The organism is Novosphingobium humi, from assembly GCF_028607105.1.
In the GTDB taxonomy this organism is placed as follows: domain Bacteria; phylum Pseudomonadota; class Alphaproteobacteria; order Sphingomonadales; family Sphingomonadaceae; genus Novosphingobium; species Novosphingobium humi.
Map to the genome: position 1 here is coordinate 815,169 of NZ_CP117418.1, position 13,105 is coordinate 828,273.

The window sequence follows — 13,105 nt, forward strand, 5'->3', positions numbered from 1 at the left end:
GATCACTTCCCCTTGCGCACAGGGGCGATGGTGACAGGCAGGATCGTGCCCAGCCCCAGTCGACGCGCGCGTTCCACACACATGGCCGCCACGGTCAGATCCTGAAGCGCGGCACCGACAGATTTGTATAGGACGATCTGATCGGGGCTGCTGCGGCCCGGATGGCGGCCGCCAATGACCGCATCCAGGGCGACAAGGCGCGGCGCAAAATTATCCCCCACGCGGGCGGCGGCAATCATGTCGCCCGTGTCATGGGCCACCTCATCCACCATATCCGCCACGATCAGGTCGGCCCGCGCGATGGTCTGCGCGTCCACCTCAATCTGTTCGGGCAAGGTCGAGCCGACGGAGAGCACTGTCATCCCCGGGCGCAGCCACGCCCCGTGGAAGGTGGGCGTTTCATCGCGCGAGCGCGCCGCACACAGCACGACATCGGCGCCCTCGACCGCCTCTTGCGCCCCGCTTGCGCCCGCCATGGGCAGACCCAGATCGGCAAGGTCAGCGATGAAGCGCGCCCGGCTGTCGGGATTGGGGCTGAACACGCGCACTCCGGCAATCGGGCGCAAGGCGGCCAGCGCACGGACGTGGTTCTTTGCCTCGAACCCTGATCCGATGACGGCCAGATGGATCGCGCCGGGCCGGGCCAGCCTGTCCGCCGCCAGGGCCGTGGTGGCCGCCGTGCGAAAACCGGTCACGCTGTTGCCGTCCAGCAAGGCGATCAGGGCCGCGCTGGCCTGATCGAACAGGGGGATGAGATAGGATGCGATCCCTGCGCGGGGGGATGCGGCAATCATCTTGGCCCCCATCACCGCGCCATCGCCGCTGACCCCGCTCAAGGTGCGCAGCCATACGCCGTCGCCGCGCGCCATGGCGCGTGGGGGATAAAGCGCTTCATTGGCAGGCAGCGCATAGGCCTGTTCCAGCGCCTTGCTGGCCGCGGCCCAATCGAAGGCGGCGCGCACATCGGCATCGGTCAGAAACAGGGTGGAAGTGTCAGTGGTCATCGTGTTGGGTCCATCTGTGTGGCTTGATTGTCGGAAAGGGCGCGGCGCGCGCGTTCATAAGGGCGCTGACCCAGGATCGTGGCGGCAAGGCCGATCAGCACCACCGGCCCCAGCACGACGAGCAAGGCGCCCCGCAAGGCCGTCGGCGTGCCGAAGATATGGTCCGTGACCAGCGCGATCAGCGTGGGGGCCAGCCCCATGCCCAGCAGGCCCGAAAAGATGAAATGCAGCGATATGGCCCGCCCGCGCAGACGGTTGGGCGTGATCGCCTGCAGCGTGGGCGCGATGGAGGCGAGGCCCAGCCCGCTGCCAAAGGTGATGAGGGCAATGGCCGCCAGCGCCACGCCGCGCCCCGGCGCCCACGCCAGCAGCAGCAGCCCCACCAGTGCCAGCGGCCACCAGAAAAGCTGCACCAGAAAGCGCCCACCCGGCCGACCGCGCGCGACCACCCGGTCACTGATCCAGCCGCTGGCCAGACAGCCCAGCGCCCCGGCCACGGCATTGACCGGACCCAGCATCAGGCCCACGGCCATCGGCTTCATGCCAAAGCTGCGGATGAAGAAGCTGGGGCCCCATGCGGCAAAGGTGAGGCCAACAAAGGCGGTCATCGCCGAGGCAAGATAGACCGCGAGATAGGCCGCCCGGTGCCCCCGCAAATGGGCGAGGAAGGCGGCGAAGCCGGGCTTGTCATCGGCCGCTGCGCCCATACGCGGTGCTTCACGCACAACCAGCATGATGAATGCCAGCGCCACCCCCGGCAGGCCGACATGGAAGAACACCGCCTTCCACGTGCGCACAGCCCCCAACAGCGGCATGACGGTGACCGGCGCATCGCCCAGCCAGCGCAGCACCAGCCCGCCCACCAGCAGCGAGGCCCCCACGCCCAGATAATTGGCCATATTGTAAACGCTCATCGCGCGGCCGCGCGTGGCGGGGGGGAAATAGTCCGCGATCAGGGAAAAGGCCGCCGGGGCAAGACAGGCCTCGCCAATGCCTACCCCCGCGCGGGCAATGAACAATTGCCGGTAATCCTGCGCCAGACCGCAGGCCATGGTCATCGCGCTCCACAACAGGATGCCCAGCACAAGGATGTTGCGACGGTTCGCCCGGTCGACCAGCGCGCCGAAGGGCAGGCCAAAGGCAACGTAGAACAGGGCAAAGGCGCTGCCCTGAAGGAAGCTGACGCCCGTGTCGCTGATGCCCAGATCCGCCTTGATGGGTTCGACCAGCAGCGAGATCAGATAGCGGTCAAGATAGGAGGTGATCCCCACCACCAGCAGGATAAGAACGACACACCAGCCATAGGCCGCGCGCGGATAGGGGGCCATGATCAGAACGCCTTGCGCACGGTGACGCCAAACATGCGCGGTTCACCGGGAAAGCCGACAAATGTGTTCGCCTGCAACGGGGCCTGCGTGCGCAGCGTGGCATAATACTGGTTGAACAGGTTGTTGGCGAAGATGGCCACCGACAAGCCATTGCGATGCTCCAGCGTCAGCGAGCCATTGACCAGCGCGTAGGGCGCCTGACGGTTGCCCGCCAGCAGGGTGACATTGGCGATATAGTCGCTGACATAGCGGGCGTTGAGGTTGAGCCACCCTTCCCACTTGGTCCCCACGGCATGTTTGTAGGTAACGAAGGGTTGCAGCGTCCATTCGGGCGAGTTGCCCAGCCTTTGCCCGGCCAGCGTCGGATCGGCCGTGGCCGTGCCATAGCGGGCAAGAATATAGGCCGCATTGCCGCCCAGCGTCAGCCCCTTGGCCGGGTTGAGCGAAAGCTCGACCTCCACCCCCTTGGAGCGGACGGTGGCGGCGGTCTGAACCTGGGTGGACAAGGTGGTCTGGTCGCGGGTCTGGAACTGGAAATTGTCGAAATCCATCAGGAAGGCCGTGATGGCCAGCGTCAGGCGCCGGTCAAACGCGCGTGTCTTGGCGCCGATTTCGAACGAGCGCACGGTTTCAGGCGCAAACGTGCCGTTGACCAGCGCGGGATTGACCGTGGTCGGCCCGCGCGCGTCCTTGGCCGCGTTGATGCCGCCCGCCTTGTAGCCGGTAGTGTGGTTGAAATAGAGCAGGGTTCCGGCGACCGGCTCATAGGAGAGGCCCAGCGCATAGGTCCAGTGACTGTCCGAAAACTGGCCGCCGATGGGGTTGGCCGGGCAAAAGGCGCGCGCCGGGGTTGGCACTGGGGCCTTGCAACGCGTGGGCAAGGCCATGCCAAAGCTGTCGGCCACGCCATCGGTGTAGAGCGTGCCCGAACCCTGCTTGTCCTCGGTCAGCCAGCGCAGACCCAACGTGGCCTTGAGACCGGGGGCAAGGCGGATCACGTCATGCGTGAAGATCGAGATGCCGCGCCCGGTCTGGCCAAAGGTTTGCAGCGTGTCGCCCGCACCCGCCGGATAAGCCGACGCTGGCGCCACTCCGCCCGACAGGCGGTTGTAAAAGGCCCCTGCCCCTGCGCCAAAGGTCGAGCTTTGGCTGGCATAGATGCTGTTGTCATAGGCAAAACCGCCCAGCAACAGGTCGGCAGGCCCCTTGGTGGCGGTCAGTTGCACCTCGAGCGTGTCGAGCCGGTCCTGAAGGCGTTGGTCAAATACATTGACGACCGCAAGCGAACTGTTGTCGGAATCATAGCTGTCGGAGGAGCGGAAATAGCGGTGGCCATAAGTCAGCTTGGCCTGCGCCCCGCCCAGATCCCAATTGGCGATCATCGTGAAGGCCCGCGCCGTCACCCGCGAGCGCATCGGGCCATCGAGTGCAATGCGATAGCGGTTGTCGGCATTGGCCGGATCGAGCACCGTACCGCCCGCCGCCGCCATCACCGCAGCGCCCGAATCCAGCGCAATATAGGGCGCCGCGCAACAGGCCTCGTCCTTCTCCTGCGCCTCGCCGATCAGGCGGTAGAGAGACTATCCGTGGGTTTGAGCAGGAGTTGTCCGCGCAATTGATAACGGTCGCGATTGTTCAGCTTGCGCCCGTCGGTCACGTCCTGGATATAACCGTCGCGCCGACTGTAAACGGCGGCGACGCGAAAGGCGAGTTTGTCCGCAACGATCGGCCCGCCCAGCGCGCCGTCAAGGCGCAGCGCGTTGTAATTGCCATAGCTGATCCCCGCATTGCCGGACCAATGGAAATCCGGCTCATTGGTGATGATATTGACCACGCCGGTGGTGGTGTTCTTGCCGTAAAGCGTGCCCTGCGGCCCGCGCAGCACCTCGATCCGCTTGACATCCAGCAGGTCGGACAAAGCCTCGCCCGGGCGGTTCAGATAGACGCCATCCTCGAAAATGCCGACCGAGCCTTCGAAACCGGCGTTCTGGCTAGATGTGCCCACGCCGCGCAGGCGCACCTGCGTGCCCGCGCTTTCCGAGGTGCTGGTCGAAATGAACAGCGAGGGCGCAATCTGGGGCAGCGCGCGTGCCTCCATCACGCCGCCTGAGGCCAACGCGCGCCCATCGACGGCGGTGATGGCCAGCGGGATCTTCTGCAAGGATTCCGAGCGCTTGGTAGCGGTGACGATGATCTCCTCGCCCTTTTGCTCACCCTTGGACGATGATTGGGCCAAGGCCGGATGAACGCAAAGGGCGCAAGCCGAAGCGGCGAGCATCAGGGCAGCCTTCATGAGAATCTCCTCCTCAATATTATTATTGAGGCGACTCATATTTGATTATTGATGCGTGTTAATTGATTCATTGCGCCGCTTGCGGGATGATCTCGCTTGCGTCTAGATCACATGGCTGACAGGGCTGGATTTCATGATGCTGACCATTGACGACGACATTGGCAGGCTGCGCGCCTATATTGACCAAGCCGGGGCAAGCGGCGAAGACCGCCTGCCCGCCGAACCAAAGCTGTGCGAGGAACTGGGCCTGTCGCGCGGGCGCCTGCGGACCTTGCTCCGCCGCCTTGAAAGCGAAGGGGCAATCTGGCGCCATGTCGGCAAGGGCACGTTCATAGGCCAACGTCAGGCCAATCTGGACGATGCGGCGCCATCACCGCATATCAGCGCCGATGACATCATGGACGCACGCCTGCTGCTCGAACCGCAACTGGCAGCACAGGCAGCGGTTCATGCGACGCAGGTTCAGATTTCTGCGATGGAACAATGCCTGACTGACATGGAAACATGCGATACGCTGAGCCAGTGGCGACGGCTGGATGAAAGGCTGCACCGACTGATTGCCGAAGCCACACGCAACCATCTGCTGCTGATGCTCTATGACGTGCTGCGCTCGCAAATGCGGCACAGCATTGGCGCGCGGGTCGATGAAGCCTTCAGCACCCTCCCTGCCCCGCGGATGGACAGTGACACCCAGCATGCCGAAATTGTCGATGCCATCAACCGACACAATCCGGTGCAGGCCGAAAACCTGATGCGTCAGCATTTGCAGGCTGTGCGCACCATCCTGTTTGGCACACGCTGACAGCGCAACTGATCATCAAGGCTGAGGTCGTGCTTGCATAGGCAAATAGGCATGGCCAGCGCGGGTGTCACGTTCGAGGCCGGGTCCATGCGACGGTGGCAGCTTTGACGCTGGCAGCAGAAGGTTGGGGTGGCCGTAGTGTCTGAATCGAAAGTCCGGACATGCGCTTTAACGTGCTGAAATTCTACGAGTTAGCATTCGGATGGCTGCGATTGCAGCCCAAGCGGTTGAGCTTTCAGTGGAGCGCTCCCAGTCTTTGGCGAGGCGGCGGCAACGCCCAAGCCATGCGAAGGTTCGCTCAACGCCCCATCGGCGAGGCAGGACCTCGAAGCCTTTGGCAATATCGGAGCGCCTGATGATCTCGATCGTCCAATCTGCGTGCCCATTCAGAGCGTCCTTGAGCTTGTCCCCGGCATAGCCGCCATCGGCAAAGACATGGCGCAGCCATGTGATGCGCCCCGTGATTGCCGGCGACCTGAACTCCTGAGAGGATGGGTAGATGAGCAAGACGACGAACACATTTGCCCCCGATGGACGCGAGCGTGCGGCGCATCAGGTTGATAGTATTGACACAGAGAAGGCATGGGATAGGGTCAAAGGCAAGGAGGGCGCCCATTTGACAGAGCCTGTAGCAGAAGACCCGTTCCAGGCATCGACTGAGCAGACCATGGCCGAGCAATCAGCGCGTTTTCGCGAAGTGCTTGCTATTGACGGTCGAGGCACCAAACTGATCCAGTTGTTCGACTATCTTGTGGCGCGATCTTCGGAACCGCGCGCGCCCAAGGAGGTTGAAATCGCCATGTCCGTGTTCGACAAGAGCTCGGATTTCGACACTTCGCAAGACTCGACGGTCCGGGCCTATATTTATCGGCTGCGCCAAAGGCTTGATGCCTTTAACGCCGGAGTCCGCGGGCCGCGGTTGTATATCCCAAAAGGTGAATATCGGCTCCTGCTGCTCACAACGGACAATGACGCGGAACCGAATGATATTCCGCCCCCTCTGCCAATACCGGCCGGTGGGCAGCGCGTCAGGATCGCAATAGGCGCGGCTTTCGCCGCAAGCGCGATCCTTTGGTTGGTGTTATGGGGGTGGTTTGCCGGTCGTGCGGAAACCGCAGTCTCTCCCCTTGCCCAAAGTCAGCTTTGGAAGCCCGTTGCGGTTCACTCTCATACCCCGGTCATTGCGGTCAGCGATTTTTACATGGTGGCCGAAGGCGCCGGAAATGGACAGATCGACCGGCTGGTGATGCATCCGGCAATCCAGTCTTCGCTCGATCTGGATGCCTATCTGGGCCAACGCCCACAGCTTTATCCCGCCTTGCATGATCGCGACATCTATCGGATTCCATCCAGCATCGCGATGGCAGCGGTGACCACTTTGTCGTTGGCCGGTCAGGTGAGGCAGGATCACGCGATGGGTAACATCGTGCCGGTGTCCAAAATCTCTCAAGAGGTGATCGATACGCGCAATGTCATCTACATCGCGCCGTTTTCGCAATTGGGAAAACTTCGCTCGCCGATCCTGCCTGTTCTGGGTTACGCGCCGGGTGCCGACTTTGACGAAATCAGGGACACAGCAACGGGACAGACATTCCGGGCAAAAATGGAAACAGCCCCGGCATCAGGCGCAAATGGGGCAGTTGCAAACAACCGGGCGACGGACAATGCGATGGGCTATGATTACGGCTATATTGCAAGTTTTCCTGGTCGTGCCGGAAACAGGATGATCGTGATTGCCGGCATCGAGGACGCGGCATTGGCGCAAATAGTGCGTATCGTCTCAGACAGGCGGCAACTTGATGCCATTACCCAACACATCAAACCTGCGGGGGCCTTCGAGGCGCTTTTCCAGTTCCGCACCGTTGGCAATCTGGTTTTCGAAACCCGATTAATCAATTCAAGAATGCTGAGGCTTGCGCCGGATCATGGTAACGCGCTCTTGAAAGAAAGCTAATCGTCGGGTTTGGTCTTGTCCCACATATGTGCCGATTTCAGCGGGCGCGCCACGATCAGGGTGCTGCCATAGGCTTGGTTGAACATTGTGCGCACCTGATAAAGCGCTTCGAACGCGGGCAAGGTGCCGCCCAACTGGCGGCGCAGATTCTCGATCATCTTTGCATCGGTAACAATCTCGGCCATCTGCTGCACCGCCGCATCCCCGGTCCCGGAAACAATCACAACGGAATGGCCGGACGGACCGGGAAAGCTCGCCAGATAACCATAATCGCGTCGCGGAACTGTGCCGTCGTGAAGCACATAGGGGCTGTCGGAGACAAAGCGACGCGAGGATGCCTTGTCGATAAGATCAAAGCAATGCGCGCTGCAGTTGAACCCCGAGGCCTCCATCAGCGGCGTGCGCAACAGGTTCGACATTTCGTCCATCGTTCCGACATAGACAATATCGGAGGTCTGCATCATCGTGGGATCGAGGCCGAACGATGTTGTCGGCTGGATCGTCGGAACCTGCAGGTAGGTTTCCACCGTACTGACGGAGCCCAGAATCTGCGCGCTGACTGTGTGGAGAGCCTGATCCTTAAGGCTTGTCGCAAGTTTTGGCCGGGAAGCAGTGTATCTGTACAATTCCTCTGCCGAATTGATGTTGAGGTCGTGGACGATATCGCCGTCTTTCCGATCCCTTGTGGTGTCGATGAAGGCGAAATGGTCCCCGATCACCAAATAGGTCTTGCGCTCGCCCTTCGCTATCGATCCCCATAGCGGGGAGCGCGCCGGCGCCTGCTCCGGCATCTGTTGATAATGCATGTAAAACCATGCGGCGAGGCCATTCACAAGCACCAGCGCAGCCACCGCAATCCCCACAAGCGGCAGCCGTCGAGGCGCCACGCGAGGAGCTTCCCGGGTGTCCGGCATTTCGGCCGGACCGTCTGGCTGCGTCATCTGAAGGGCATATTCGCCAGATGGTATGATAAGACGCCGACCTGTTTGGCCCTCATAAAAACCGTCCAGCTTCTTGCGAAGGCGATAGACGCCGACGCGCACCCGAGAGCCCTGCTGACCGGTTTCAATCAGGCTGTTGGGAAAAATTTCGGCGGCGATGTCGGCTTCCCGCGGTCGCTGACCTTCGATCGACTGTTGCAGCAAGTAATCGAAAATCCGCAACAGCGTGTCGGACCGATTGGACGCAAGGAACTCTCGAACCTTTTTGCCTTCCGCGATCAGGGCCTGGGTCTCTTCGTCGGAAATATTCATGGCTATCTGCGCCATTCTGTTTGAGCCGCCTTGACCCATCCCGCCACGGTCAACCTATTCCAGAAACAGTCAAAGATATCCCGAAACCGGCATCCCAACAGTACCAGCCAGAGACAGATATTTGATATTCCCGCATCAATTGTCACATATTTGCCCATGACGACACGCTATCCAGATATGTGGGATTATCAACCTCCTGACCGTCCTCCTTTCATACTTTACAGCCGCGCGCATGGCCGAAACCGGCGCGCGGCAATCCGGCTGACAGGTGCGCCGACTGTCCGGTCAAGGCAGGATCGCCGCCATCCAAGCGGGCCAACAGCAAAAATGCCCAGCCAGGCCTACTTTGGTTCGAACGATACTGTTCCGTCAGGATTGATCTTTTCGAGGCTGTGATCGCAGACATATTCGGGAATGCGGTATTTGTGGTTGCGCTTGTACCGCCATGTCCAGCGATAAGGAGACTGCAGAAAGCCGGGATCTTCGATCGAGAAGTCGATCCGCATCTTGTCTGGACCGGTGATCCGGTACCTTTCGGTCACCTTGATCTTGTCGCTGTGCGGAATTTCGAAAAACTGCATATCCTCCTTCAGCCCGCGGGTGGTGACGACAAGCGTGTTTTTCTCCCAATGGGCGGAAGAAAAGCCATAAAACGTCGGCTCCAGATCGCCCTGCTTGGGAAAGGGCGCATTCATATAGATCCGGCGGGTCTGCATATAGAGTTCCGCCAAGACCGTGACCTGTCCCGGCGTCTGAAGGATCTGGATCGGATAGATGGCCTGCATGATTGTCGGCGTGCCTTCGGGCATACACAGTGTGCTCGAGTCCGCAAGCGGCTTGCCTGCATCCAGCGCCGCCTGCCGCTTGGCCCGCTGCGATTTCCATGCGCTGGCATAAGGCTCCTTGAGATTTGGCCCCGGGCGTGGCGGAGGAATATCCTCGGCCCCACCTGCACCGCCTTCCTCGAAGGGGCTTGGGTCTCGCTCCCAGACGCCGGTAAGATTATGCTCGGCATTCACGCTCGCGTTTGCCGCAGCACGCGCAGGCTGGCCCGTTGTGGCAATCGCGGCGGGGGCAGCCAGCAAAATCGCCGTGGACAGGACAATCCCGGATACGTTCTTAATCCGCATGGAAGCGGTAGACCTTTCGTTCAAGGGACTCTGTTTTTGTCGCGAAGATTGCAACTCGTGGCCGATTACCATGCCTTCAGCACCTTTCCGCCGGGCAAGGTAGCAGTCTTCAGCGCGCCACCCGGCCGACCGTCACGCATGGGGAAAAACGCCACATCAATTTTGTCGCCCGCCTTCAGTGTATCGAACTTCCATCCGGTTTCCCGCATTCCGGACGGACTGCTGCACTCAAGGGTGTAGTTCGTGTTTCCGTTCTTGATCACCACGTAGACATGCGGGTTTGACCACTGAAATTGAACGACGGTTGCACCTTTGAATTCAACGGTACTGGCCTGATTGAACATGGCGAAAGAATGGTGTGCAGACGCCGGCTGCACCATCGCCAGCAAGCCGCCGGCCATGACAGCAACACCGAATTTAACTCTCTTCATCTTGATCTCCATTTTCGCAGTGGGAACTGCCCGGCCGGATCGAACCTTCGGCGCCCCGGCCCGGCATCGCTCCGTCGGCGAGCCGTCCCTCCCACATCTGCCGACTTGGCATCCGATGCGCCTCGCAGGCTATGCCAGATGCCCGCCATGCAGAACGTGCGAAGCCGTGGTGTAACCGTTTGACCATCGCCGGTGCGGCACAGGGGCCGGGTTTCAGGCGTTCTGCGGGGCCGTCTCGAGCCCAAGAGGTAACATGCAACCGGGCTGATCAAACGTTTCCAAACGGGTTTCCAGACGATTTCGCTATTTACAAGTACGCAACAAATATCTGAAAAATTCAATCCTCGTTACCCGTGCGTAACAACGTACACCCATGCCCAAACAAGTCGCACAGCCTAATGTCGCGCGCGTTTCAACCTGTCCGTTTGTATCGGCGGGCCGATTTTCAAACGTTGCAGTTTTTGCCGCAACGTTCGTTTGAACCCACCCAAAACAAAATATTCACCACAGGGAGTGAAAAGAAATTGAGCAGCGATCTCATGGTGACGACGATCTGTCGTCGTTCCAAAGCAGCCCCGACAACGATAGCCCAGAGTGGTGCCACACCGCTTCTTTCAGCGCTGTTGGCTGGTGCCGCCTTAACGCTTACCAGCGGTTCAGCCGAGGCGCAAAATGTCGACCGGGAGGCCCCATCCAATACCATTCTGTCGCAGACCTCGGACATCGTCGTTTCCGCGCGGCGCAAGGATGAAAAGCTGACCGACGTGCCAGCCTCGATCACCGCCCTGTCGTCCGATTTTATCAAGACGCAAAACATTCAGAACTTCACCGATTACGCGACCCGCGTGCCGAATCTCAGCTTTCAGTATGGCCAGGGCGGCACCCTGCTATGGGCCGGCGACCGGGCAACAACCATCCGCGGTGTCGCCGGAAACGGGACCACATCCTATTATATCAACGACACGCCGATTCCATCCTCCGTCAGCCCGTTGACTCTGGACATAGACCGGATGGAGGTTTTGAAAGGCCCGCAGGGCACGCTGTTTGGCGCCAGTTCGATGGGCGGCAATGTGCGCTTCATTACCAAAAAGCCCTCGTTGAACCACAGTTCGGGGTCTGTTCAGGTCCAGGGCGGCGGCACGAAGGACGCCGGGTTTGACGGCCAGGGCAACATGCAGGCCAACGTCGTGCTGGTGCCCGGCAAACTCGCGCTGGACCTTGCGGCCGGCTACCGACATGACTCGGGCTTTGTTACGCGCACATTCCCTGATGCTGCCGGCCGGCTGGTATCGGTCGGCAATCAGGGGGCCAATGACGTTGTGGCAGGATCGGCCTCCTTGCGTGCCAAGCTGACCGATCGTCTGGAAATCACGGCCTCGGTCATCGGACAGTCCGACCTACTGCATGGCTTCCCGGCCGCCTATGTGCCGCTGCCGGGATATCGTCCGCTATCCTATGTATCGCACCGCGATGCCGACGTGCAGGAATATTCGCGCGACACCTGGGGGCTTGGCTCGCTGGTATTGAACTATGCCGGACAGGGTTTCTCGGCGGTGTCATCGACAAGCCTGTTCACGCGCCGTATCCGGCAACTTGAGGATGATACTGAGGGCAGCAACCTGTGGCTGATCCAAAATTACGGATCGGATTTCGGCCATCCGGCGGTTACGGCCTATTCTGTCCTCAAAGAGCGGCGCTTTACGCATGAGGACCGCATTTCCTTCGACGAAGGCGCGGTATTGCCGCACCTGTCGGGGATCGCAGGCGTTTATTATCAGCACCTGTTCTCCAATTCGGCCGTTCCGGTCAACCACGTTCCGGATCTGGCCGCTGCCGGTTTCGCACCGGACTGGTTTGGCGCCAATTCGGTCAATAACCGTTCGGATGATTTCGCTCTTTTTGGCGAGGTTTACTACGAACCCATCCCCAAGCTGACAATTACCTTAGGCCTGCGCAAATATTGGAACAAAATCAGCATTGATGCCTCCAAGGACACCGGCATACTCTTTGGTCCGGACGGTTCAAACAACCCGGCTCTTGGCCATAAACAAAACGGCTGGGTGCCCAAGGCCGTGGTTTCATACAAGGTCGGGGACCAGGGCAACCTCTATGTGTCGGCGTCAAAAGGTTTTCGTCCCGGCGGCAGCACGACGGCGCTGCCCGACATTTGCAACGCGGATCTTGCCAGACTCGGGCTCGATTATAGCAAGATCCGGCAGTATCAGTCCGATACGCTCTGGAATTATGAAATTGGCGCCAAGAGTCGCCTTGCCGGAGGCCGGATCAGTGCCTCGGCTGCGGCGTTCCAGATCGACTGGAGCAATATCCAGCAATCCACGATCCTGCCGAGTTGTCTGCTGCCCATCACCACGAACGCGGGCAAGGCACGCATCCGCGGCGGCGAACTGGAGATTTCCGGCCGACCTTTTGCCTCCGTTCCGCTCTCGATTCAGGCGGGCCTGGGCTATACCAAAGGCGTCTTGCTCCAGCCCGGCGTGCTTCCGGTGCCCGCGAACAGCCCTTTGCCGCAGGTGCCCGAATGGAGTGGCACTCTCTCGGGCTATTACGAGAGCAAAATCAGCGAAACCCTCTCCTTCTTCGCGGCTGCCGACTACAGCTTTTCAAGCAGCACAAAGGTGCCAAACGGGGCCGGCGGCTTCTACACGCGTCAACCGATCAGCATGGTCAACGGCAACATGGGGCTGAGCTTCGGTCGGTCGCAGGTGATGATCTTTGTGAAAAACCTGCTGGATAAGCGGCTCAACTACGGCGACCAGCCCGCCTCCAGCTTCGACCGGCAGGAGTTGCTTGCCGACGGCACCTACCAACGCCTGCCGCGAGCCGTTGTCAGCCGTCCGCGCCAGATCGGTATCCAGTATCAACTCGATTTTTAATCTGACCAGCAGCGGC

Annotated in this window: 10 protein-coding genes and 1 pseudogene; 3 read left to right on the top strand and 8 right to left on the bottom strand. The window is 60.5% G+C overall.

Annotated features, from left to right (window positions below):
- Positions 1–2: 2 nt before the first annotated feature.
- The 4 genes from PQ457_RS19570 to PQ457_RS19585 form a co-directional block, all read right to left on the bottom strand.
- Complete coding sequence (locus PQ457_RS19570; protein ID WP_273619484.1) at positions 3–1,004, bottom strand: ornithine cyclodeaminase family protein; 1,002 nt, start codon at positions 1,002–1,004, stop codon at positions 3–5.
- Entirely contained in the window at positions 1,001–2,332 is a 1,332-nt protein-coding gene (locus tag PQ457_RS19575) for a spinster family MFS transporter (protein WP_273619485.1), read from the bottom strand. The genes PQ457_RS19570 and PQ457_RS19575 overlap by 4 nt, the downstream gene beginning before the upstream one ends.
- A 2-nt stretch (positions 2,333–2,334) precedes the next feature.
- A complete protein-coding gene (locus PQ457_RS19580) occupies positions 2,335–3,822 on the bottom strand; it encodes a TonB-dependent receptor domain-containing protein (protein ID WP_273619486.1) in 1,488 nt (495 codons plus the stop codon).
- Positions 3,823–3,896: 74 nt separating this feature from the next.
- Positions 3,897–4,625: a TonB-dependent receptor gene (locus PQ457_RS19585; RefSeq protein ID WP_273619487.1), complete on the bottom strand. Its 729-nt coding sequence runs from the start codon at positions 4,623–4,625 to the stop codon at positions 3,897–3,899.
- A 133-nt stretch (positions 4,626–4,758) separates the two neighbouring features.
- Here PQ457_RS19585 and PQ457_RS19590 point away from each other — a divergent pair, with 133 nt between their 5' ends.
- Positions 4,759–5,427: a FadR/GntR family transcriptional regulator gene (locus tag PQ457_RS19590; RefSeq protein WP_337958493.1), complete on the top strand. Its 669-nt coding sequence runs from the start codon at positions 4,759–4,761 to the stop codon at positions 5,425–5,427.
- A gap of 168 nt (positions 5,428–5,595) precedes the next feature.
- Here PQ457_RS19590 and PQ457_RS19595 read toward each other — a convergent pair.
- A pseudogene (locus PQ457_RS19595) lies at positions 5,596–5,895 on the bottom strand (transposase); the annotation flags it as partial.
- Between the two features lie 31 nt (positions 5,896–5,926).
- On the opposite strand from PQ457_RS19595, the gene PQ457_RS19600 reads away from it, so the two are divergent.
- Positions 5,927–7,381 carry a hypothetical protein gene (locus PQ457_RS19600; RefSeq protein ID WP_273619488.1) on the top strand — a complete coding sequence of 485 codons (1,455 nt, stop codon included), beginning with the start codon at positions 5,927–5,929 and terminating at the stop codon, positions 7,379–7,381.
- On the opposite strand, the gene PQ457_RS19605 is transcribed toward PQ457_RS19600, so the two are convergent.
- The 3 genes from PQ457_RS19605 to PQ457_RS19615 all read right to left on the bottom strand — a co-directional run bounded on the left by PQ457_RS19605 (position 7,378) and on the right by PQ457_RS19615 (position 10,195).
- The gene (locus PQ457_RS19605) at positions 7,378–8,634 is read right to left on the bottom strand and encodes a hypothetical protein (protein ID WP_273619489.1); all 1,257 of its coding nucleotides are present in this window, start codon (positions 8,632–8,634) and stop codon (positions 7,378–7,380) included. The genes PQ457_RS19600 and PQ457_RS19605 overlap by 4 nt on opposite strands.
- A gap of 341 nt (positions 8,635–8,975) precedes the next feature.
- Positions 8,976–9,836 carry a hypothetical protein gene (locus tag PQ457_RS19610; RefSeq protein ID WP_273619490.1) on the bottom strand — a complete coding sequence of 287 codons (861 nt, stop codon included), beginning with the start codon at positions 9,834–9,836 and terminating at the stop codon, positions 8,976–8,978.
- The gene (locus PQ457_RS19615) at positions 9,830–10,195 is read right to left on the bottom strand and encodes a DUF6152 family protein (protein ID WP_273619491.1); all 366 of its coding nucleotides are present in this window, start codon (positions 10,193–10,195) and stop codon (positions 9,830–9,832) included. Before PQ457_RS19615 ends, PQ457_RS19610 begins: the two co-directional genes overlap by 7 nt.
- A 398-nt stretch (positions 10,196–10,593) precedes the next feature.
- Between PQ457_RS19615 and PQ457_RS19620 the strand changes: the two genes are divergently transcribed.
- Complete coding sequence (locus PQ457_RS19620) at positions 10,594–13,089, top strand: TonB-dependent receptor (protein WP_273619492.1); 2,496 nt, start codon at positions 10,594–10,596, stop codon at positions 13,087–13,089.
- The last annotated feature ends 16 nt before the right edge of the window (positions 13,090–13,105 follow it).